Origin of the sequence: Mycobacterium colombiense, assembly GCF_003284935.1 — a bacterium.
Classification (GTDB): Bacteria; Actinomycetota; Actinomycetes; order Mycobacteriales; family Mycobacteriaceae; genus Mycobacterium; species Mycobacterium arosiense_A.
Map to the genome: position 1 here is coordinate 1 of NZ_QMEV01000058.1, position 21583 is coordinate 21583.

The window sequence follows — 21583 nt, forward strand, 5'->3', positions numbered from 1 at the left end:
GGATACCGGCTTCACTGGCCGGAACACCCTTGGCGACCAGAACCCAAAACTCACGTACTAACGAACGCGACGGTGGCAGTGAGCCTTGCATGCAACACTCCTACGGGAAAGGTGTTGCATCCATCCCTTGGACTCAAGCCGCAAAACGGCGCCGTGGTTTAAGTCTCGGTGTGGTGGGTCTCGAGCTCAGTCGGTCACCAGTGAGTAGCTGTTGGTCAGGTTGTCCTGCAGCACCTGTGCGGGTCGGTGCGTGGTGTCCACCCGCAGCTCGTCGGTGAGCACGCGCGGTTGATAGGACCACCCGGCCGGCAGGTCGAGCCGGTCGGCAAGGCCCGGTAGGTCGGCCCGCGACAACGTGGCGTCGGCGACCTGGCTCCAGGTCTGCATGACCCAGTGCTGGCTCTGCGGGTCGATGAGTTCGAACACCTGCTGGCCGGCGTTGAAGACGAACACCGTGTGCCGATTGACCGTGTTGGGAACGTAGGGCGCCGGGTTCATCGACGACAGCAGGACGGTGGCCTGCTGGATCATCTTGATCCCGCCAAAGGACTTCGTGATCTGCGGTCCCCGGTCTTGCTTTTCGATGGCGTTCATCAGCCAGTAGCGGGGACCGTTGAGCAGGGCTGCGGCCGCGCCGTGTTCGGTGGCGATGGCGTGCGCGTCCAGCGCCGACCAAAGCTCCTGCGGGCAGTCGTTCAGCGGGAAGCTGTTGTACACCGTTGCCTGCGGGCCCGCCTCGCCCGGCGTCACCAGGAGTACCTCGCCGTAGCGCTTCCCGGACAGGTCGAGTGCGTGCTTACCGACGGCGCGGCCGGATTCGGGGGCGGACATTCCGGTGAAATTAATCACTGGTACCGGTGCCGTCAACACGACGGACGGCGAGCCCGGCGGCGCCTTGATAGCGGTTGCGCGCCACCAAAGTGGTCTGCAGGTCGTCAATCAGCGGGTCGAGGAACTCGGAGCGGTATTCCGCGTCGCCGGCCGCTCGGGCGCTGATGTACATGAAGGTCAACGCGCCCAGGAACAGCGTCATGTGGATCAGCGAGTCGGGCACGGGCAGCGTGAACCCGAGCACCGTCGCGCTGCTCTTGTAGGTGTGGGTCCACTCGTTGAGCAGTTCGGGGCTGAGCACGATGAGCCCCAGGATCAGATAGATCGCGATGGTCACCACCGCCACCACCATGATCTGTGCCAGCTGGGAGACGGCCAGGACAAACACCACATTGAGGCGCTCCGACTTCTTCAGCGGCGCCCAATCGGAGCCGTCAGGCATCGTGGCAAACGGTGTGCCCGCGAGCTTTTCGGGTTCGTCGGGCGGCACCGTCGCCGATTGCACCATCGGCCTGACGCGCTCCCGGGTGGCCGAGGTGACGAACGCCGCCGCGATAGAGACCAGGAACGCCATGGCCAGCGCCAGCCGATTGCCGCTGATGGTCGCGGCCATCAGCCAGACGTAGGTGTTGAAGAACACCAGCGCGGTCAGCAGCACCACCGGCAAGGCCCGAACGGCCAAGGCGCCCACCGTCGCAAGGTGCGACAGCATCATGCGCACCGCCCAGCCCAGGACCGACCCGATCCCGCTGCCGGTCAGGATCAGCACGGCGGCTACGACGACGGCCTCCTGCACGACGTCGCCCACGATGACCCCGACGCATGCCACAGCCAGGATGGACAACGCCGCTATCGCGGTGCGCGTCTTGCGGTGTCGCGACCTGGCGACCAACCAGCCGACGACGGCCATCAGCGGCAGGGCCAGCGCGAGGAGAACCAGGATGGCCAACTCCGAGGTCGTCGGTTCACCGCGGATCTCGACGTCGTGGCCGCCGGTGATCAGATAGAGCCCCAGGATGCAGGCTTGCAGCGCCGCGTACGCCGCAAGCATGGGTGACGAGCGTGCCCAGAGCCGCCGCCACCGTGCGCGCCGAGTGAGGACGAACGGCAAACCGCGCTGTAAAAACCAGCTTTCGGCCGCAGCGCCCGGCTCGGCTCGGCGGCCCGGAGCGCGGCCGCGAAGAAGCTCCATGCCGGGTCACCCTACGGCCGGCGGTCACTCGCGGTGGCCTAATCGAAAGGGTTGCCGGACCGGCAGTTTGCGGACGTCGGTGGGGTCGGGACGTCGGCCGGCCGGATTGGATCGGCCGGCCGCCGCGCGCCCCGCCGCACGGGCCACTTCGTCGCCCGGCCTACGCTTAGGTCATGCAACGGATTATCGGGACGGAGGTCGAATACGGCATTTCATCGCCATCGGACCCGACAGCCAATCCGATCCTCACGTCGACGCAGGCGGTTTTGGCTTATGCGGCCGCGGCGGGCATTCAGCGCGCCAAGCGCACCCGCTGGGACTACGAGGTGGAATCGCCGTTGCGGGATGCCCGCGGTTTCGATCTGAGCCGTTCGGCCGGCCCACCCCCGGTCGTCGACGCCGACGAGGTCGGCGCGGCCAACATGATCCTGACCAACGGCGCCCGGCTCTACGTCGACCACGCGCACCCCGAGTACTCCGCCCCCGAGTGCACCGACCCGCTGGACGCGGTGATCTGGGACAAGGCCGGCGAGCGCGTGATGGAGGCCGCCGCCCGCCACGTCGCCAGCGTCCCCGGGGCCGCCAAACTGCAGCTTTACAAGAACAACGTCGATGGCAAGGGCGCGTCCTACGGGTCGCACGAGAACTATCTGATGTCGCGGCAGACGCCGTTTTCGGCCATCATCGCCGGGCTGACCCCGTTTCTGGTCTCCCGGCAGGTGGTTACCGGCTCGGGCCGGGTCGGCATCGGCCCCTCCGGTGACGAGCCCGGGTTCCAGCTGTCCCAGCGCTCGGACTACATCGAGGTCGAGGTCGGCCTGGAAACCACGCTCAAGCGCGGCATCATCAACACCCGGGACGAGCCGCACGCCGACGCCGATCGGTACCGGCGGCTGCACGTCATCATCGGCGACGCGAACCTCGCCGAGACGTCGACCTACCTGAAGCTGGGCACCACGGCGCTGGTGCTGGACCTGATCGAGGAAGGCCCGGCGCACGGCATCGACCTGAGCGATCTGGCGCTGGCGCGGCCGGTGCATGCGGTCCACGCGATCAGCCGCGACCCGTCGCTGCGCGCCGTTGTGGCGCTGGCCGACGGCCGCGAGCTGACCGGCCTTGCGCTGCAACGGGTTTACCTCGACCGGGTGGCCAAGCTGGTCGACAGCCGCGATCCCGATCCGCGCGCCTCCGACGTCGTCGAAACGTGGGCGCACGTGCTCGACCAACTCGAGCGCGACCCGATGGAATGCGCCGAAATACTCGACTGGCCGGCCAAACTGCGCCTGCTCGAAGGGTTCCGGCAGCGCGAAAACCTGAGTTGGTCGGCGCCGCGGCTGCACCTGGTGGACCTGCAATATTCCGACGTCCGGCTGGACAAGGGGCTCTACAACCGGCTCGTCGCGCGGGGCTCGATGAAGCGCTTGGTGACCGAGCACCAGGTGCTCGAAGCGGTGGACAAACCGCCGACGGACACCCGCGCCTACTTCCGCGGTGAGTGCCTGCGCAGGTTCGGCGCCGACATCGCCGCGGCCAGCTGGGACTCGGTGATTTTCGACCTGGGTGGTGATTCGCTGGTCCGCATCCCGACGTTAGAGCCGCTGCGCGGCAGCAAAGCCCACGTCGGGGCGCTGCTGGACTCGGTGGACAGCGCCGCCCAACTGGTCGAACAACTCACCAGCTAGGTGCCGGTTAACCCCGGGAACGTCGGGGTCGACCGGTAGGCTAGGAAAGACCAACGGGCAGTGTGGCTTGATCGGTGAACATGCCATTCTTAGGCCCAGACAACGCAGGAGGCGGCGATGGCTCAGGAGCAGACCAAGCGTGGCGGTGGTGGCGACGACGAAGACGATGTCGCCGGCAGCACCGCCGCGGGCCAAGAACGCCGGGAAAAGCTAGCCGAGGACACCGACGATCTGCTGGACGAGATCGACGACGTCCTCGAGGAGAACGCTGAGGACTTCGTTCGCGCGTATGTCCAAAAGGGCGGACAGTGACCTGGCCTTTCTCTGATCGCCTGTCCACCAATTCCGCACTTCCGGGCTACGCACACCCAAGAAGCCCCGCTATAGACCTATCGTCGTTTGCTGATCTGCTGCGTCGTCAGGCCCCGGAGTTACTGCCGGCGAGCCTGTCGGGCACCCACTCGGACGCCGCGACGGGGCAGCTGCCGCACGGCACCACCATCGTCGCCCTGAAATACCCCGGCGGCGTGGTGCTCGCCGGCGATCGGCGTTCGACGCAGGGCAACATGATCGCCGGGCGCGACGTCAAAAAGGTGTACATCACCGACGATTACACGGCCACCGGCATCGCCGGCACCGCGGCGATCGCGGTGGAGTTCGCCCGCCTGTACGCGGTGGAACTCGAGCACTACGAGAAACTCGAGGGCGTGCCGCTCACGTTCGCCGGCAAGGTGAACCGGCTGGCCATCATGGTGCGGGGGAACCTGGCCGCCGCGATGCAGGGCCTGATCGCCTTGCCGCTGCTGGTGGGCTACGACATCGATGCGCCCGACCCCGAAGGTGCCGGCCGCATCGTGTCTTTCGACGCGGCCGGCGGCTGGAACCTGGAAGAGGAGGGCTACCAGTCGGTGGGGTCGGGCTCGATTTTCGCCAAGTCGTCGATGAAGAAGTTGTACTCGCAGGTCACCGACGCCGACAGCGCGGTACGCGTCGCCATCGAGGCGCTCTACGACGCGGCCGACGACGATTCCGCCACCGGCGGACCGGATTTGGTGCGTGGCATCTACCCGACCGCGGTCACCATCGCTGCCGAGGGGGCGCTCGAGGTGCCGGAGAGCCGCATCGCCGAATTGGCCCGCGAAGTGATCCAAAGTCGTTCGCGCGCCGACACTTTCGGCCCCGATGGTGGTGAGAAGTGAGCTTCCCGTATTTCATCTCGCCTGAGCAGGCGATGCGCGAGCGCAGCGAGCTTGCGCGCAAGGGCATCGCCCGGGGTAAGAGCGTTGTCGCGCTGGCCTACGCCGGCGGTGTGCTCTTCGTGGCGGAGAACCCGTCGCGCTCGCTGCAGAAGATCAGCGAACTCTACGACCGCGTCGGCTTCGCGGCCGCCGGCAAGTTCAACGAGTTCGACAACTTGCGCCGCGGTGGGATCCAATTCGCCGACACCCGCGGATACGCCTACGACCGCCGCGACGTCACGGGCCGCCAGCTGGCCAACGTCTACGCGCAGACGCTGGGCACCATCTTCACCGAGCAGGCCAAGCCCTATGAGGTGGAATTGTGTGTGGCCGAGGTCGCGCATTACGGCGAAAGCAAACCGCCTGAGCTGTACCGGATTACCTATGACGGATCGATCGCCGACGAGCCGCATTTCGTGGTGATGGGCGGCACCACCGAACCGATCACCACGGCGCTCAAGGACTCTTACGCCGAGAACGCCGATCTGCGTGAGGCCACCCGCATCGCCGTCAAGGCCCTGCGGGCCGGCAGCGAAGCCTCGAATGGCGACCAGTCCGCCCTGGACGTCGGCAGCCTGGAAGTCGCCATCTTGGACGTCAACCGGCCGCGACGGGCATTCCGGCGGATCAACCGCGCCAGCCTGGAAAATTTGCTGCGGGGGCTGGATTCCGACGGCTCGGCGGGCGACGGCGAGGACTCTGACGGGGAGACCGCGGACTAGCCACAGCGCTAAGGCAGCCGGCCATCGGTGCCAATGGGGCTGGTGGGGCCCTAGGTGCAGGTGAGCAGCAGGTAGCCGCGGACGTCGAGGAGGGCGGGCGGTCGCCCGGCTCGACCCCCTCGGAGGCCGCGGAATAACTTTCGTCGGATTCATACGCGCGGCTTGCTCACCGTCGCGGTCGGACAACCAGTACGCTCGATTACGTGCAGCGACGAATCATGGGCATCGAGACCGAGTTCGGGGTCACCTGCACATTCCACGGGCACCGGCGACTCAGCCCGGACGAGGTGGCCCGCTATCTGTTCCGCCGCGTCGTGTCCTGGGGCCGCAGCTCCAACGTGTTTTTGCGCAACGGCGCCCGCCTCTACCTCGACGTGGGCAGCCATCCCGAGTACGCCACCGCCGAGTGCGACAGCCTGGTGCAGCTGGTCACCCACGACCGCGCGGGGGAATGGGTGCTGGAAGACCTCCTCGTCGACGCCGAACAGCGGCTGGCCGACGAGGGCATCGGCGGCGACATCTACCTGTTCAAGAACAACACCGATTCGGCGGGCAACTCCTACGGGTGCCACGAGAACTATTTGATCGTGCGGGCCGGCGAGTTCTCCCGGATCTCCGACGTGCTGTTGCCGTTCCTGGTCACCCGCCAGTTGATCTGCGGCGCCGGCAAGGTGCTGCAGACCCCCAAGGCCGCGACGTTCTGCCTTTCCCAACGCGCCGAGCACATTTGGGAGGGCGTCTCCTCGGCCACCACGCGCAGCCGGCCGATCATCAACACCCGCGACGAGCCGCACGCCGACGCCGAGAAATACCGGCGGTTGCACGTGATCGTCGGCGACTCCAACATGTGCGAGACCACCACCATGCTCAAGGTGGGCACGGCCGCGCTGGTGCTCGAGATGATCGAAGCCGGCGTCCCGTTCCGGGACTTCTCGCTGGACAATCCCATCCGCGCCATCCGCGAGGTCAGCCACGACATCACCGGCCGTCGGCCCGTGCGGCTGGCTGGCGGGCGTCAGGCCAGCGCGCTGGACATCCAGCGCGAGTACTACAGCCGCGCCGTCGAGCACCTGCAGACCCGCGAACCCAACGCGCAGATCGAGCAGATCGTCGACCTGTGGGGCCGCCAGCTCGATGCGGTCGAAAGCCAGGACTTCGCCAAAGTGGACACAGAGATCGACTGGGTGATCAAGCGCAAGCTCTTCCAGCGCTACCAGGACCGCTACGACATGGAGCTGTCCGACCCCAAGATCGCCCAGCTGGACCTGGCCTACCACGACATCAAGCGCGGCCGCGGCGTCTTCGACCTGCTGCAGCGCAAGGGCCTCGCCGCCCGCGTCACCACCGACGAGGACATCGCCGAGGCCGTCGACAACCCGCCGCAGACCACCCGGGCGCGGCTGCGCGGCGAGTTCATCAGCGCCGCCCAGGCCGCCGGCCGTGACTTCACCGTCGACTGGGTGCACCTCAAGCTCAACGACCAGGCGCAGCGCACCGTGCTGTGCAAAGACCCGTTCCGGGCGGTCGACGAGCGGGTCAAGCGCCTGATCGCGAGCATGTAGCCGGTCCGACGCGCTGGCGCGACGCGGACGGCCGGTGGAAGCGCCGAACGACGTCCATCGAATAACCTGGAGCCAATGGCGACGTCAAAAGTCGAACGGCTGGTGAATCTGGTCATTGCCCTGCTGTCCACCCGCGGCTACATCTCGGCGGAGAAAATCAGGTCGAGCGTGGCGGGTTATTCGGACAGCGCCAGCGCCGAGGCGTTCTCGCGCATGTTCGAGCGGGACAAGAACGAGCTGCGCGACCTCGGCATCCCGCTCGAGGTCGGCCGCGCGTCGGCCTGGGACCCCACCGAGGGGTACCGCATCAACCGCGACGCCTACGCGCTCGCGCCGGTCGATCTGACCCCCGACGAGGCGGCCGCGGTCGCCGTCGCGACGCAGCTGTGGGAGTCGCCCGAACTCATCACCGCCACCCAGGGCGCGCTGCTCAAGCTGCGCGCCGCCGGCGTCGACGTCGATCCAGACGCGCCGGTCGCCATCGCGTCGCCGCCCGGGGTGCCGGGCCTGCGCGGGTCGGAAGACGTTCTCGGAATCCTGTTGTCCGCCATCGACTCCCGGCAGGCCGTGCAGTTTCAGCACCGACCCTCGCGGGCCGAGCCATACGCCACCCGCACCGTCGAGCCCTGGGGCGTGGTCACGGAGAAGGGCCGCTGGTATCTGGTGGGCCACGACCGCGACCGCGACGCGACCCGCACCTTCCGGCTCTCCCGGATCGGCCCGGACGTCACGCCGATCGGGCCGCCCGGCACCATCACCGTCCCGAAAGACGTTGACTTGCGCAAGATCGTGGCACAGACCGTCACCGAAGTGTCGGCGACGCCGACCGTCGGGCAGGCCCGGGTGTGGGTGGCCGACGGGCGGGCCACCGCGCTGCGGCGCGCCGGCAGACCCGTCGACACCCGCCGGGTGGGCGGTCGCGACGGTCAGGTGATCGAACTCGACATCTCCTTCGCCGACCAGCTGGCCCGTGACATCGCCGGCTATGGGGCCGACGCCCTGGTGCTGGAACCGCAGTCGCTGCGCGACGACGTGGTGTCCCGGCTGCGCGCGCACGCGGGCGGGGATGCCGTCGGCGCGGGGCAACCGCCCAGCCGCGGGGGAGTGTCCGCATGACACGCGCCAGCGACGATGCAGAGCGCAGCGAGGAGAAGTGGCGCCGATGACAGCGATCTCCACCCGGCTGATCCGGCTGTTGAACATGGTGCCGTATTTCCAGGCCAATCCCCGGGTCACCCGGGCCAAGGCGGCCGCCGATCTCGGGGTGTCGGCCAAGCAGCTCGAGGACGACCTCAACCAGCTGTGGATGTGCGGGCTGCCCGGCTACTTCCCGGGTGACCTCATCGATTTCGAGTTCTCCGGGGACACCATCGAGGTGACCTTCTCCGCGGGAATCGACCGCCCGCTCAAGCTCACCTCGCCGGAGGCCACCGGGCTGCTGGTCGCGCTGCGGGCGCTGGCCGACATTCCCGGCGTCGTCGACCCGGAGGCCGCGCGCAGCGCCATCGCCAAGATCGAGGGCGCCGCCGGAGCCCGTGGGAACGACGCCGCGCCCGCGGCGACGGCCGTCGACGAGCCCGCGCCGGTGGAAAGCCGGGCCGCCGCCGCGGTGCGCGCGGCCGTGCAGTCCAAGCACGCGCTGGCCATCGACTACTACTCCGCCTCCCACGACACCCTGACCAGCCGGGTCGTCGACCCCATCCGGGTGCTGCTCATCGGCGGCCGCAGCTACCTGGAGGCCTGGTCGCGCGAGGCCGAAGGCGTTCGGCTGTTTCGCTTCGACCGGATCGTGGACGCCAGCGAGCTCGACGAGCCGGCCGCGCCGCCCGAGCCGGCCCTGCACGCCCCGCCGGACACCTCGCTGTTCGACGGCGACCCGGCGCTGCCGTCGGCCAGGCTGCGGGTGGCACCCGCCGCCTCCTGGGTGTTCGAGTACTACCCGATGCGCGACGTACGCGAGCTGCCGGACGGATCCTGCGAGGCGGTGATGACGTATGCCTCCGAGGATTGGATGACGCGGCTGGTGCTCGGATTCGGCGCGGCCGTGCAGGTCGTTGAACCCCAGTCGCTGGCGCAGCGTGTACGGGATGCCGCGGCGGCGGCGCTGGAGTCGTACCAGGCTGTTACCGCCTGAGCCCGGCGCGGAGCCACCGGCCGTCGGCTCCGCTGCGGTAGCATCGGGTGAACGTCTGGAGGTAATCAAAGTGGGCAGTCTTAGTCCGTGGCACTGGGCGATCCTCGCGGTCGTGGTGATCTTGCTGTTCGGTGCCAAGAAGCTCCCCGATGCGGCGCGTTCGTTGGGCAAGTCGATGCGGATCTTCAAGTCCGAACTCCGCGAAATGCAGACCGAGAACAAGGCGGACGCGCCATCCCTGGAAACCCCGGCGACCCCGCCGGCCGCCCCGCAGCCGGTGCAGTCGCAGCGGGTCGACACCCCGGCGCCCAGCGAGCAGGGGCACAGCGAAGCACGTCCGGCATAGCCGCCACCATCGTCGCGCGCTGCCCGAGCGCCACTGACCGAGCATCGTGAAAGTCTTCAAGGTTTCAGCGCGCACGTCCGGCCTGCTGAGGCGCCTCAACCCGCGTAACCGGCGCAGCCGAACCAATCCGGATGCGACCATGTCGCTGGTCGATCACCTCACCGAGCTGCGCACCCGGTTGCTGATCTCTCTGGCCGCGATCCTGCTGACCACGATCTTCGGCTTCGTGTGGTACTCGCATCCGATCTTCGGGCTGGAAAGCCTCGGCGAGTGGTTGCGCCACCCCTACTGTTCGCTGCCGCAGTCGGCGCGCGCCGAGATCAGCCCTAACGGCCAATGCCGGCTGCTGGCCACCGCGCCGTTCGACCAGTTCATGCTGCGGCTCAAGGTCGGGCTGACGGCGGGAGTGGTGCTGGCCTGCCCGGTGTGGTTCTACCAGCTGTGGGCGTTCATCACGCCCGGGCTCTATCAGAAGGAGCGCCGCTTCGCGATCGCGTTCGTGATCCCCGCCGTGGTGCTGTTCGTCGTCGGCGCGGTGCTGGCCTACTTCGTACTGGCCAAGGCGCTGGGCTTTTTGCTGACCGTCGGCAGCGATGTCCAGGTGACGGCGCTGTCGGGCGACCGCTATTTCGGGTTCCTGATCAACCTGCTGGTGGTCTTCGGCGTCAGCTTCGAATTTCCGCTGCTCATCGTCATGCTCAACACCATCGGCATGCTGACCTATGAGCGGCTCAAGGCGTGGCGTCGCGGGCTGATCTTCGCGATGTTCGCGTTCGCGGCTGTCTTCACGCCCGGATCCGACCCGTTTTCGATGACCGCGCTCGGGTTGGCGCTGTCGGTGCTGTTGGAGTTCGCCATTCAGATCGCTCGGCTGCACGACAGACGGAAGGCCAAGCGTGAAGCCCAGGCCGTGATTCCCGACGACGAAGCATCGGTGATCGAACCGCCCACCGCGATACCGGAGCCGTCGCTGTCCGCCGGGCAACACGACGATGTCACCTGACCCGTCGCCGCCCCACGAGGTGGCGGAGCTGGTGGAGCTCACCCGGTTCACCGCCGAACTGCCCTTCGCGCTCGACGGTTTTCAGCAGCGGGCGTGCGCGGCGCTCGAACGGGGCCACGGCGTGCTGGTCTGCGCGCCGACCGGCGCGGGCAAGACGGTGGTCGGCGAATTCGCCGTGCACCTGGCGCTGGCGTCCGGCGGCAAATGCTTCTACACCACGCCACTGAAAGCGCTGAGCAACCAGAAGCACACCGACCTCACGGCGCGCTACGGCCGCGACCGCATCGGCCTGCTCACCGGGGACATGTCGGTGAACGCCGACGCGCCCGTGGTCGTCATGACCACCGAAGTGCTGCGGAACATGCTCTACGCCGATTCGCCTGCGCTGCATGGGCTTTCGTATGTGGTGATGGACGAGGTGCATTTCCTCGCCGACCGGATGCGGGGGCCGGTGTGGGAGGAGGTGATCCTGCACCTGCCCGACGAGGTGCGGGTGGTCAGCCTCTCGGCGACGGTGAGCAACGCCGAGGAATTCGGCGGCTGGATCCAGACCGTGCGTGGCGATACGACGGTCGTGGTCGACGAGCACCGGCCGGTGCCGCTGTGGCAGCACGTGTTGGTGGGCAAGCGCCTGCTGGATCTGTTCGACTACGAGAACGAGAAACCCGCCGCGGATCGTCAACCCCGCGTCAATCCCGAACTGCTGCGCCACATTTCGCACCGTCGCGAGGCGGACCGCTTGACCGACTGGCAGCCGCGCCGCCGGGGCTCGGGACGGCCGTCGCGTCCCCGCTTCTACCGGACGCCGTCGCGGCCGGACGTGATCGCCACCCTGGACTCCGAAGGGCTGTTGCCCGCGATCACGTTCGTGTTCTCCCGCGCCGGCTGTGACGCCGCCGTCCAGCAATGCCTGCGCTCGCCCCTGCAGCTGACCACCCAGGAGGAGCGCGCCCAGATCGCCGAGGTGATCGAGCACCGGTGCGGCGACCTCGCGGACGCCGACCTTGGCGTGCTCGGCTACTACGAGTGGCGCGAGGGGCTGCTGCGCGGGCTTGCGGCCCACCACGCGGGCATGCTGCCCGTCTTCCGGCACACGGTCGAAGAGCTGTTCACCGCCGGATTGGTCAGGGCGGTGTTCGCCACCGAGACGTTGGCGCTCGGGATCAACATGCCCGCCCGCACGGTGGTGCTCGAACGACTGGTGAAATTCAACGGCGAGCAGCACATGCCGCTGACGCCGGGGGAGTACACCCAGCTCACCGGCCGCGCCGGGCGACGCGGCATCGACGTCGAGGGCCATGCGGTGGTGTTGTGGAATCCCACCGAGGAGACCACCGAGCCCTCCGCGGTGGCCGGGCTGGCCTCCACCCGCACCTTCCCGCTGCGCAGCTCGTTCGCCCCGTCGTACAACATGACCATCAACCTGGTCCAGCAGATGGGTCCCGAGCAGGCGCACCGGTTGCTGGAGCAGTCGTTTGCGCAATATCAGGCCGACCGCTCGGTGGTCGGGCTGGTCCGCGGCATCGAGCGCGGTACCGCGATGCTCGACGAGATCGCCGCCGAGATCGGCGGACCCAAGGCCCCGATCCTCGAATACGCCCGGATGCGCGCACGCATCAGCGAGATGGAGCGCGCGCAGTCGCGCGCGTCCCGGCTGCAACGACGGCAGGCCGCCAGCGATGCGCTGGCCGCGCTGCGCCGCGGCGACATCATCAACATCACCCAGGGGCGGCGCGGTGGCCTGGCCGTCGTGCTGGAATCCGCGCGCGACAGCACCGACCCGCGACCCTTGGTCCTCACCGAAAACCGTTGGGCGGGAAGGATTTCCTCGGCCGACTATTCGGGTGTGTCGGCGCCGGTCGGTTCCATGCCGCTGCCCAAGCGGGTCGAACACCGCCAGCCGCGCGTCCGGCGCGACCTGGCGTCGGCGCTGCGATCGGCCGCCGCCGGGCTGACCATTCCGGCCCGGCGCCGCGACGGGCGGGGAGACTCCGACGGCGAATACGGTGCTTTCCATGACCCCGAGCTGGCGTCGCTGCGTGAGGCGCTGCGCCGCCACCCCTCGCACAACGCGCCCGGGCTGGAGGAACAGGTCAGGCAGGCCGAGCGCTATCTGCGGATCGAACGCGACAATGCGCAGTTGGAGAAAAAGGTTGCGGCGGCGACTAATTCGCTGGCCCGGACCTTCGACCGGATCGTCGGGCTGCTCACCGAGCGCGGCTTCATCGAAGGCCGCGACGGCGATCCGCGCGTCACCGACGACGGCCGGCTGCTGGCGCGCATCTACAGCGAAAGCGACTTGCTCGTGGCCGAATGCCTGCGCACCGGCGCGTGGTCGGGGCTGAAGCCCGCCGAACTCGCGGCGGTGGTGTCGTCGGTGCTGTACGAAACCCGGGGCGGCGAGGGGCCGGGGGCGGGGTTTGCGGCCGACGCGCCCACGCAGCCGTTGCGGCAGGCGCTGCAGCAGACGTCGCGGCTGTCGATGGCGCTGCGCGCCGACGAGCAAACCCACCGGATCGCGCCGAGTCGCGAGCCCGACGACGGCTTCGTCAACGTCATCTACCGCTGGGCACGCACCGGTGACCTGGCGGCGGCGCTGGCGGCCGCCGACCCGGCCGGCACCGGATCACCCCTGCTGGCGGGCGATTTCGTGCGCTGGTGCCGCCAGGCGCTCGACCTGCTGGACCAGGTGCGCAACGCCGCCCCGGACCCCGAGTTACGGGCCACCGCCAAGCGGGCTATCAACGACATTCGGCGCGGCGTCGTCGCAGTTGACGCCGGGTAGGCTAGGCCGGAGCTACCGTTAAGCGGCGATAGTTCACGCCAAAGAGACCACGCCAAAGAGACAAGGGCTGAGGGAGAAAGATGAGCGGACCGCAGGGATCGGACCAGCAGTGGCAGCCGCCCGGCCAAGGTCAAGGTAGCGATCACTCGTCAGAGCCGACTCAGGTGGCACCCACCTGGCAGGAGCAGTCGAACCAGGAGACGTCGTGGCAGGCCCCGGCCTACACCCCGCCCGCCGAATACCCGCAGTACCAGCAGCCGGCCGAACAGGCGTACCCGCAGCAGTACCCCCAGCAGCAGCCGGGCTACGCGCAACCCGGGCCCTACGGTCAGCCCGGCCAGTACGGCCAGCCCGGGCAGTACGCCCAGCCGGGGCAGTATGGCCAGCCCGGCCAATATCCGCAGCCGGGGCAGTATGGCCAGCCGGGTCAGTACCCCCAGCCCGGCCAGTACGGCCAGCCGGGCCAATACCCGCAGCAGTACCCCGGTTATGAGCAGCAGCCCGCGAAGAAGCGGCCCGTCGGCCTCATCGCCGGCGTGGGGGGCGCGATCGCGTTCCTGCTGATCGCGGTCATTTTGGTGCTGGGCTTCTGGCAACCCGGGTTCTTCGTCACCACCAAGCTGGACGTCAACAAGGCCCAGGCCGGGGTCCAGCAGGTCCTCAGCGACGAAACCAACGGCTACGGCGCGAAGAACGTCCAGAACGTCAAGTGCAACCACGGCCAGAACCCCACCGTCAAGAAGGGCGCCACATTCGAGTGCGACGTCAGCATCGACGGCGCGCCCAAGCACGTGACGGTGACCTTCCAGGACAACAAGGGCACCTACGAGGTCGGCCGGCCGCAGTAGCCGCCGCGTCGGTCAGCTCGGCAGGGCGTCCAGCGCTTTCTGCAGACGGCCGATCGACGAGCCGACACCCAGCTCCGTCGCCAGTTCCGCGGTGCGCCGCGGATGGGCGGCGACCAACGGTAATTCGTCGCTGGCCGTCGAGAACGTGACCGGCGCGTCGGTGGCCACCCGCACCACCTTGCCGGCCGCCTCGATGTAATCGAGCGCCCCCAGCAGTTTCGTGCGGATGCCCTTGGCCATCTTCGACTTCGGGTCGTGGGCGGCGGCCAGGATCTGATCCAGCGAACCGTGCTGGGCCAGCAGCGTCGCCGCGGTCTTCTCCCCGACACCCGGCACCCCGGGCAGGCCGTCGGACGGATCGCCGCGCAGCAGCGCGAGTTCGGCGTAGGCGGGGCCGGCGCGATCCACCGGGACGCCATAGTGTTCGGCCACCTCGGCGGGCCCGAACAACGTGGCTTTGCTCAGCCCGCGGCCGAGGTAGAGGACGCGCACCGGGACGGGATCGTCCGACACCACCTGCAGCAGGTCGCGGTCGCCGCTGACCACCACCACCGGGCCCTCGCGTTCCCGCGCGGCCAGGGTGCCCAGCACGTCGTCGGCCTCGTAGCCCTGCGCGCCGGCCGTCGGAATCCCGTACGCGTCAAGGAGTTCGGCGATCATGTCGATCTGGGGCGTCAGGTCGTCGGGGACCGCCTCGACGTCCGGCTCGTCGTCTGGATCCTCCACCGCCACGCGGTGGGCCTTGTAGGACGGGACCAGGTCCACCCGGAACTGGGGACGCCAATCGAGGTCCAGGCAAACGGCCAGCCGGGCGGGCCGCTGCTGGGTGATCACGACGGCCATGGAGTCGATGAATCCCCGAACGGCGTTGACGGGCCGGCCGTCGGGCGCGGTGATCGAGGACGGCACCCCGAAATACGAGCGGAACCACATACTGGCGCCGTCGAGCAGCACCAGCGGCGATCGGGCGGGCATGCCGGTTATGGTCTCACGTCGCCGCGCGGCGACGCGCGATCGAGCATTAGCCTGGCTGCCATGGAGTCTGAGCGCTTCGACGCAGCAGTGTACGAACGCCGGCTGGTGACCGCCGCCGCGGCGGCCGCCGACGCCGGTATGGCCGGGCTGGTGATCACACCGGGGTATGACCTGCGCTACCTGCTCGGGTCGCGCGCACAAACTCTTGAGCGGTTCACCGCGCTGGTGTTGCCCGCCTCGGGCGATCCGACGGTGGTGGTGCCGCGCCTCGAGCTGGCCTCGCTCAAGGGGTCGGCCATCGCCGAACTCGGCCTGGCGGTGCGGGATTGGGTCGACGGCGACAATCCCTACGATCTGGTGGGCTCCGCGCTGGGCGGTGCTCCCGCCGCGACGGCCGTCACCGATGCCATGCCGGCGTTGCACCTGCTGCCGCTGGCCGGTGTGCTCGGGGTGCTGCCGGTGCTGGCCACCGACGTGTTGCGCACGCTGCGAATGGTCAAGGAGGAATGCGAAGTCGACGCTCTTCGCAAGGCCGGCGCGGCCATCGACCGGGTGCATGCCAGGGTGCCGCAGTTTCTGGTCCCGGGCCGCACCGAGGCTGACGTGGCCGCCGACATCGCGGATGCCATTGTGGCCGAAGGGCATTCGGAGGTGGCGTTCATCATCGTCGGATCCGGGCCGCACGGCGCCGACCCGCACCACGGGTATTCCGATCGCGAACTGCAGGTCGGCGACGTCGTCGTCGTCGACATCGGCGGTGCGTACGAACCGGGCTACAACTCCGACTCCACCCGCACCTATAGCATCGGCGAGCCGGAACCCGAAGTTGCGCAACAGTATTCGGTTCTGCAACGCGCCCAGCGCGCGGCGTTTGACGCGGTGCGTCCCGGGGTGACGGCCGAGCAGGTCGACGCCGCCGCCCGCGATGTGCTGGCCGCCGAAGGGCTCGCCGAGTATTTCGTGCACCGCACCGGGCACGGCATCGGGTTGTCGGTGCACGAAGAGCCCTACATCGTCGCCGGAAACGATCTGCCCCTGGCCGAGGGCATGGCCTTCTCGATCGAGCCGGGCATCTATTTCCCGGGCCGTTGGGGCGCTCGCATCGAGGACATCGTCGTCGTCACCCCTGACGGTGCGCTGGCCGTCAACAACCGGCCGCACGAACTGATCGTGGTTCCGGTGGCCTGACCTACGCGTCACCGGGTCCGCGTAGGTTGGGGCGTGATGTCAATTCTGGATCTGCCGCTGCTTCCGATTCGCATCGCACGCCACGTCGCCGACGCGGTCTTGCATCCCAAAGCACCCGCACCCGCGCCCGCACCGGCGCCGCCCGCCGAGCTGATCGTGGTCGACGGGATGCCCGAGGGTGTGCCGCCGGCCGCGCGGCGCCCCGAGCCCAAGCTGCCCGCACCGGCGGGGTGGCCGTTCGGCGAGGAGTTCCCGCGCACCTGCGGCGCCGGTCGGCTGGCCGGTGGGGCCCTGTTCTGGACCGACTTCCTCTACGACGACCACGGCGCGACGGGTGTGCCGATCGGCGACCTGAAGATTCAGGCGCCGCCACGCGGAACCTACGTCTATCCCGACGGCCCGGCGGCCGGCAACGGCGCCGACATCTTCCGCGTGGCCATAGGGCTCACCGAAACCCACACCTGGTGGCGCGTCGACTGGAACACCCTGGTGGACGCGGCGGTGCCGATCGCGCTGTTCATCTTCGACACCGACCCCGCCCGCACGGCGGACGACCAGTGGCCCGCCGGAGCCGGCGTGCGCGCGAAAGGCATCGACACGGCCCTGCTGGTCTCGGGCACCGGCGCCGCGCTGATCGACCTGACCACCCACGCCAGGACGCCGGTCGCGCACAGCGTCGACATGCAGTCGCGGTCGTTTGTGGCGCAGGTCCCGCGGTCGCTGGCGGAACCCGCGGGCAGCTGGACGGTCCGCCTGGCCGCGGGGCTGGCCAACGCGACGGGGGACGGGTTCGCCGACGTGTCCGCCCTGCATGGTGCGCTGCCCGGCCAACCCAACGTGTACAACGTGGCTTTCCGCACCAACGAGCAGGAGCCGGTGCACCTGAACTTCTGGTCGGATGCCGCCCAGGCCGCCGCCCTGACACACGGTGACATCTCCGAGTTCGCGCTGACGGTGCCGTGGGCTGCGCTGGCGGCCCGCGAGACCGCGCCCGAGCCGGTGATCACCGGCCCGTCCACCCGGTGGTACGTCTCGTCGGTCGAACTCGGCCAGGGCCTGGAACAGGGTTGGGCCGCCAACGACATCTTGAGCACCAAGCCGCAATTCCTCGGTCGGGTGCAGCCGTATTCGATCAGCCTGCCGTCGAGCTACGCGCCGGGCCGCGCGCTGCCGCTGACGATGCTGCTGCACTCGCTGTCACTCGGGCAGAGCCAGTTCGCCGCGATCGACCCGCATCTGCTGCACCAGGTGTGCGAGGGCCGGGACTCGGTGGTGGTCACGCCGTTGGCCCGGGGACCGTCCACCTGGTACTTCGACACCGGCGAACTCGACTTCTGGGAAGTATGGGCGCGTGTTGCCGAACAACTGGGCACCGACCCCAATCGCACTGTGATCTCCGGCTATTCGATGGGCGGGTATGCGACATACAAGCTGGGACTGAGCTATCCGCAGGTGTTCTCGCAAGCCGTGGTGCTGGCGGGGCCGCCGACGTGCGGGGTGCGGCTGCTGCCCCACGTCGACATTCCCGCCGACCTTGACCCGCACTCGCCCTGTGCCCGCGAGGGCGACACCTGGAAGCTGGTGGTGAATGCTCGGTGGCTGCCGTACGTCATCGCCCATGGGCTGCTCGACGAACTGGTGCCGTTCGCCTCGGCGGCCGAGCAGGTGTTGGAACTCGACCGGCTGGGTTACCGCCACCGGTTCAGCGTCTACCCGCTCGAGGATCACATCGCCTGGGTGTTTCAGGACAAGTTCGAGGATCCGATCTCCCATATGGGAACCGCTCTGCGCCAAGCCGATCCGGGGCACATCACGTTCGCCTGGTATCCGCAACTGGTGCGCGACGATCTGGGTATCGGGCCGCACCAGGTGTGGTGGTTGTCGGAGCTGGCCGCCGATCCCGAGGTGACAGCGCGACGCGGAGCCGTCGCCGAGGTCGACGCGCGGTCGTACGCGCGCCCGGACCCCACGCACACCGTGCGGCACCATCGCGGCGTCATTCCGGGCTTCGAGCCGACGCCCGGGGTCTACAGCGAGCTGGATTGGCAGGTGGGACGGCCGGTCGGCCCAATGCCGTATGTCACGTTGCGCCTCACCGGAGTTGCCAGCCTTCGGGTCGATCTCGCGCGTGCCGGATTGGCGGCGTTGCCGACGTCGACGATCACGGTGTCCACCGATGTCGCCGCCCGGATCACGCTCGGTGGCGTGGGTGCCGGCGTCGACGTGAAGCTCGATGGTGAGCCGGCCGGGGCGACGCTCGCAGTGTCGCCGGGGCGGCACCGCATCACGTTGACCACCGCAGCGGCTGTTGATCGGTGAATTGTGGCGCTAGGTGATTGTCGCTAGCTTGGCGATTCGATCCCTGGGTGAATAGCGGCGACGGGCGGACCTGAGCGAAAATTCCGCTCGTGGCTCCCTTGGCTGTCGATCCGGAGGCGATGTACGCCGCGGGTAGTGCCGTGGGTGCCACTGGCGGCGGTCTGGCGGCGAGCCTGACGGTGTTGGTGGCAGGTTTTTCGGCCCACACCGGCGTAGATCGCGCCGGCGAGGTGTTCGGCCTGGCGTACCAGGACGCCGCCGAGTCGCTGCTGAAGGCAGTGGCCGCTGTGGTGAATGCGTGCGGGAAATGCGGTGCTCTTATCCAGCAGGGCGCTTCGAACTATTCGAAGGCCGAGGCGGCCTCGACGCTGGGCGGCGGCGACGGCATTTTGGCCGCGCCGTCCCCACCGGCTGAACTCGCCGCTCCCAAACCCCCGGGAACGATGGGGCCCGGAGAGCCGCCACCGACGCTATGGGCGATCGTCGAGTCGCTCGTCCTCGAGTTGTGGCCCGACGGCGATGTGCCGGGCCTGCATGCGGGCGCCTCTCGTTGGCGCGGCTTCGCCGCGGCGGCCAACGGGGTGCAGGCGACTCTCAACGGGGCGAAGACTCTGCTGGATACTCAACACCTTCCTGAGGGCGACAAGATCGATAACGCTCTCAAAGAAATAGGTTCTACCGCAGCGACTATCGGCGCCCAGTGCGACAAGCTGGCCACTACCATCGACGCGTTTGCGGACAAGGTTGACCACGCTCAGCACGCAATACGGGATCTGTTGCACCGGCTCGGATCTCTAGGCGACCTCGGTCACGACATCATGCTCATCATCGACGGTGACGCGTGGGACGAGATCAAGAAAATCGCCAAGGACATCAACGATGTACTGCACCATCTCGGGCAGGAGGCCCGCGCCTGCGTGCAGGGGATCAGGCTGATCATGAAAGCGGCCGATCGCGAGATTGTCACCTGCGAGAAGTACGCGCGCCGCGGGCTCATCACGTTCCTGGGGGAAGACGTCGGCAATCCGGTGGCGACCGCATTCGAGTTCGGGATAAACGCCCAGGAGGGCGTTCTCAAAGGTGCGGTCAACATGGGGTTAGGCCTGGTCGACTTGAGCCCGCATTGGATCGTCGTCGACCCCCAAGGTGCGGCCGCCACCTGGACCGGTCTGGTGAAAAATGCGTGGAAGGAGAGTTTGTTCAACGCTCCCCTTCATCCCGAGGAATTCGCGCACGCGAGGCTGCAGGAGTTGAAAGGCCTTGTGCATGCCGAGGATTGGACCAGAGATCGGCCCGGATTAGGCGCTGGTGAAGTCGCGTTCGACCTTGGCACGTTGATATCGCCCGGCCTCGGTGAGGCGGGCGTGGCAGGCGACGGCGCGGGCGCGGCCGCACGGGGCGCGGCGGGCGAGGAGGGGGCCGCTGGCGCCGCTGAACGCGCCGGTGGAAAAACGAGCGAAGGGCTTGGCGGCATCGTGGGTGCCCGCGGTGAGCTGACCGGCATTGGCAAGGCGACCGCCGAGCTGCCCCAAAAGCTCGAAGGCGTAACGAAGGATTTGCCGGAAATCAAGCCTCCGGCAAGTGGCACTCCTGTGGCAATGCCACCCGGCAAGCCGATTGAGCCACCGGTCGAGTCGGCCCCACGTCCGGCCGATGGCGCGCCGGGCGCACCACAGGGTTCAACGCCTGCGGCAACATCGCCGGGGCAGGCGGGTCCGGCCGGTGATTCGCCGCCACCAGCCGGTGGCCCGAGTGGTGGTCCGCACCAACCGAATTCGTCGCCGGTCCCTGCTGAGACACCGGGTGGTCCCGTCGGTCCGCACGATCCGACCTCTATGCCGTCCGAGGGCCCGCGCGAACCCGCCGCAGTGCCGGCGGAGGAGCCGCGCGAGCCGGTGTCCGCGCCTGCCGCTGGCCCGCATGAACCGGCATCCGTACCGGCCACGGGTTCGCCCGCCGCGTCATTGCCGACCCCTGCGGGTGAGCGCTTCCCATCGTCACTACCGCAACCGATTGACCATTCGCCGCCAGTGTCACCCGGCGGATCTCCCAGCGGGGCAGCACCTTTCGAAGCGCACTCACCGGCACCCGGAGCTCCTGCATCCCCGCACGCCGCGCCCCCGAACGGCTATCCGACTGAAGTACCAACGCCCGGCGGTGGCTGGCACGGCCCTGGGGACGGCGGCACGCCGGGTGGACATACGCTGGGAGAACCACCGCAGGGCGTGAAACCGGATGGAGACGGCGGCGGCGATCCGCCGAAGGAGGACAAACACCAGCCGTCCGGGCACGACACCGACGGTGAGCCGCAAACAGATGATGGCTTGGTCGGCCCGTACCCCCTCCCGCCTCCGGAGCTTCTCACCCCTCCTCCGGACGGAGCTTTTTTCTGGTCGGGGAGAACTTCCGACGGAGTTGGCATCGGGCCATCATCGGCTGGGGGAAATGGATCGGCGGACCTGTTTGCGGATTCACACAGCGGAACCACATTGGAGGGCCTGCTTGAGCGAAACGGCATATCGCCACCGAAGTGGAGCTTTGACGACCCAGCCGCGGAAGCGTGGTGGTCGAAGGTCTCCGAAACATATGCTGCCAATGCTCGAGGTGAGGTCCACGCAGTCATTGGACAGAACCTCCGTCCGGGTGGTGTGTGGCAGACCGTGGAGCTTCCGCGGCTCATGGACAATCCAAATGTCACCAAGATTGTGATCATCGATCCCGAAACCGGGGCTGAAACATCAATTTTCGAGCGATGAAG

The 21583-nt window shown here is 68.3% G+C and carries 17 protein-coding genes; 14 read left to right on the forward strand and 3 right to left on the reverse strand.

Translation table 11 applies throughout. From position 1 onward, the window contains the following. Positions 1–186 precede the first annotated feature (186 nt). Entirely contained in the window at positions 187–831 is a 645-nt protein-coding gene (locus tag DQP57_RS20590) for a hypothetical protein (RefSeq protein WP_112634540.1), read from the reverse strand. 10 nt (positions 832–841) lie between these two features. Beyond that, positions 842–2023: a hypothetical protein gene (locus tag DQP57_RS20595; protein ID WP_112634541.1), complete on the reverse strand. Its 1182-nt coding sequence runs from the start codon at positions 2021–2023 to the stop codon at positions 842–844. A gap of 173 nt (positions 2024–2196) precedes the next feature. On the opposite strand from DQP57_RS20595, the gene dop reads away from it, so the two are divergent. The 11 genes from dop to DQP57_RS20650 all read left to right on the forward strand — a co-directional run bounded on the left by dop (position 2197) and on the right by DQP57_RS20650 (position 14343). Next, positions 2197–3705, forward strand: a complete 1509-nt coding sequence (gene dop / locus DQP57_RS20600; RefSeq protein WP_066860404.1) for a pup deamidase/depupylase — start codon at positions 2197–2199, stop codon at positions 3703–3705. A gap of 117 nt (positions 3706–3822) precedes the next feature. After that, entirely contained in the window at positions 3823–4017 is a 195-nt protein-coding gene (locus DQP57_RS20605; protein ID WP_066860430.1) for a ubiquitin-like protein Pup, read from the forward strand. Continuing rightward, the gene (prcB, locus tag DQP57_RS20610) at positions 4014–4904 is read left to right on the forward strand and encodes a proteasome subunit beta (RefSeq protein ID WP_112634542.1); all 891 of its coding nucleotides are present in this window, start codon (positions 4014–4016) and stop codon (positions 4902–4904) included. Before DQP57_RS20605 ends, prcB begins: the two co-directional genes overlap by 4 nt. Continuing rightward, positions 4901–5665 carry a proteasome subunit alpha gene (gene prcA, locus DQP57_RS20615; protein ID WP_112634543.1) on the forward strand — a complete coding sequence of 255 codons (765 nt, stop codon included), beginning with the start codon at positions 4901–4903 and terminating at the stop codon, positions 5663–5665. The genes prcB and prcA overlap by 4 nt, the downstream gene beginning before the upstream one ends. 203 nt (positions 5666–5868) lie before the next feature. Then, entirely contained in the window at positions 5869–7227 is a 1359-nt protein-coding gene (pafA, locus tag DQP57_RS20620; RefSeq protein WP_112634544.1) for a Pup--protein ligase, read from the forward strand. 75 nt (positions 7228–7302) lie between these two features. After that, entirely contained in the window at positions 7303–8343 is a 1041-nt protein-coding gene (locus tag DQP57_RS20625; protein WP_112634545.1) for a helix-turn-helix transcriptional regulator, read from the forward strand. 46 nt (positions 8344–8389) lie between these two features. Next, positions 8390–9361 (forward strand): helix-turn-helix transcriptional regulator, encoded by a 972-nt coding sequence (locus DQP57_RS20630; RefSeq protein WP_112634546.1) that lies wholly within the window; start codon positions 8390–8392, stop codon positions 9359–9361. Between the two features lie 70 nt (positions 9362–9431). After that, positions 9432–9707: a Sec-independent protein translocase subunit TatA gene (gene tatA / locus DQP57_RS20635; RefSeq protein ID WP_112634547.1), complete on the forward strand. Its 276-nt coding sequence runs from the start codon at positions 9432–9434 to the stop codon at positions 9705–9707. A gap of 46 nt (positions 9708–9753) precedes the next feature. Continuing rightward, complete coding sequence (tatC, locus tag DQP57_RS20640; protein WP_112634548.1) at positions 9754–10710, forward strand: twin-arginine translocase subunit TatC; 957 nt, start codon at positions 9754–9756, stop codon at positions 10708–10710. Between the two features lie 19 nt (positions 10711–10729). Next, complete coding sequence (locus tag DQP57_RS20645; protein ID WP_112634549.1) at positions 10730–13495, forward strand: DEAD/DEAH box helicase; 2766 nt, start codon at positions 10730–10732, stop codon at positions 13493–13495. Positions 13496–13575: 80 nt separating this feature from the next. Continuing rightward, positions 13576–14343, forward strand: a complete 768-nt coding sequence (locus tag DQP57_RS20650) for a DUF4333 domain-containing protein (RefSeq protein WP_112634550.1) — start codon at positions 13576–13578, stop codon at positions 14341–14343. A 12-nt stretch (positions 14344–14355) separates the two neighbouring features. Here DQP57_RS20650 and DQP57_RS20655 read toward each other — a convergent pair whose 3' ends face one another. After that, complete coding sequence (locus DQP57_RS20655; RefSeq protein ID WP_112634551.1) at positions 14356–15318, reverse strand: 5'-3' exonuclease; 963 nt, start codon at positions 15316–15318, stop codon at positions 14356–14358. A 60-nt stretch (positions 15319–15378) separates the two neighbouring features. On the opposite strand from DQP57_RS20655, the gene DQP57_RS20660 reads away from it, so the two are divergent. The 3 genes from DQP57_RS20660 to DQP57_RS20670 all read left to right on the forward strand — a co-directional run bounded on the left by DQP57_RS20660 (position 15379) and on the right by DQP57_RS20670 (position 21581). Further along, the gene (locus tag DQP57_RS20660) at positions 15379–16506 is read left to right on the forward strand and encodes a M24 family metallopeptidase (RefSeq protein WP_112634552.1); all 1128 of its coding nucleotides are present in this window, start codon (positions 15379–15381) and stop codon (positions 16504–16506) included. Positions 16507–16542: 36 nt separating this feature from the next. Further along, positions 16543–18825, forward strand: coding sequence for an alpha/beta hydrolase-fold protein (locus tag DQP57_RS20665; protein WP_112634560.1), 2283 nt, complete (start codon positions 16543–16545; stop codon positions 18823–18825). An 89-nt stretch (positions 18826–18914) separates the two neighbouring features. Beyond that, positions 18915–21581, forward strand: a complete 2667-nt coding sequence (locus tag DQP57_RS20670) for a hypothetical protein (protein WP_240631828.1) — start codon at positions 18915–18917, stop codon at positions 21579–21581. Positions 21582–21583: the final 2 nt, after the last annotated feature.

Excerpts from the sequence above, each read along its gene's own strand:
- DQP57_RS20590 (WP_112634540.1), bottom strand. The coding sequence starts at position 831 with ATGTCCGCCCCCGAATCCGGCCGCGCCGTCGGTAAGCACGCACTCGAC.
- DQP57_RS20595 (WP_112634541.1), bottom strand. The coding sequence starts at position 2,023 with ATGGAGCTTCTTCGCGGCCGCGCTCCGGGCCGCCGAGCCGAGCCGGGC.
- dop (WP_066860404.1), top strand. The coding sequence starts at position 2,197 with ATGCAACGGATTATCGGGACGGAGGTCGAATACGGCATTTCATCGCCA.
- DQP57_RS20605 (WP_066860430.1), top strand. The coding sequence starts at position 3,823 with ATGGCTCAGGAGCAGACCAAGCGTGGCGGTGGTGGCGACGACGAAGAC.
- DQP57_RS20625 (WP_112634545.1), top strand. The coding sequence starts at position 7,303 with ATGGCGACGTCAAAAGTCGAACGGCTGGTGAATCTGGTCATTGCCCTG.
- DQP57_RS20630 (WP_112634546.1), top strand. The coding sequence starts at position 8,390 with ATGACAGCGATCTCCACCCGGCTGATCCGGCTGTTGAACATGGTGCCG.
- DQP57_RS20650 (WP_112634550.1), top strand. The coding sequence starts at position 13,576 with ATGAGCGGACCGCAGGGATCGGACCAGCAGTGGCAGCCGCCCGGCCAA.
- DQP57_RS20655 (WP_112634551.1), bottom strand. The coding sequence starts at position 15,318 with ATGCCCGCCCGATCGCCGCTGGTGCTGCTCGACGGCGCCAGTATGTGG.
- DQP57_RS20660 (WP_112634552.1), top strand. The coding sequence starts at position 15,379 with ATGGAGTCTGAGCGCTTCGACGCAGCAGTGTACGAACGCCGGCTGGTG.
- DQP57_RS20665 (WP_112634560.1), top strand. The coding sequence starts at position 16,543 with ATGTCAATTCTGGATCTGCCGCTGCTTCCGATTCGCATCGCACGCCAC.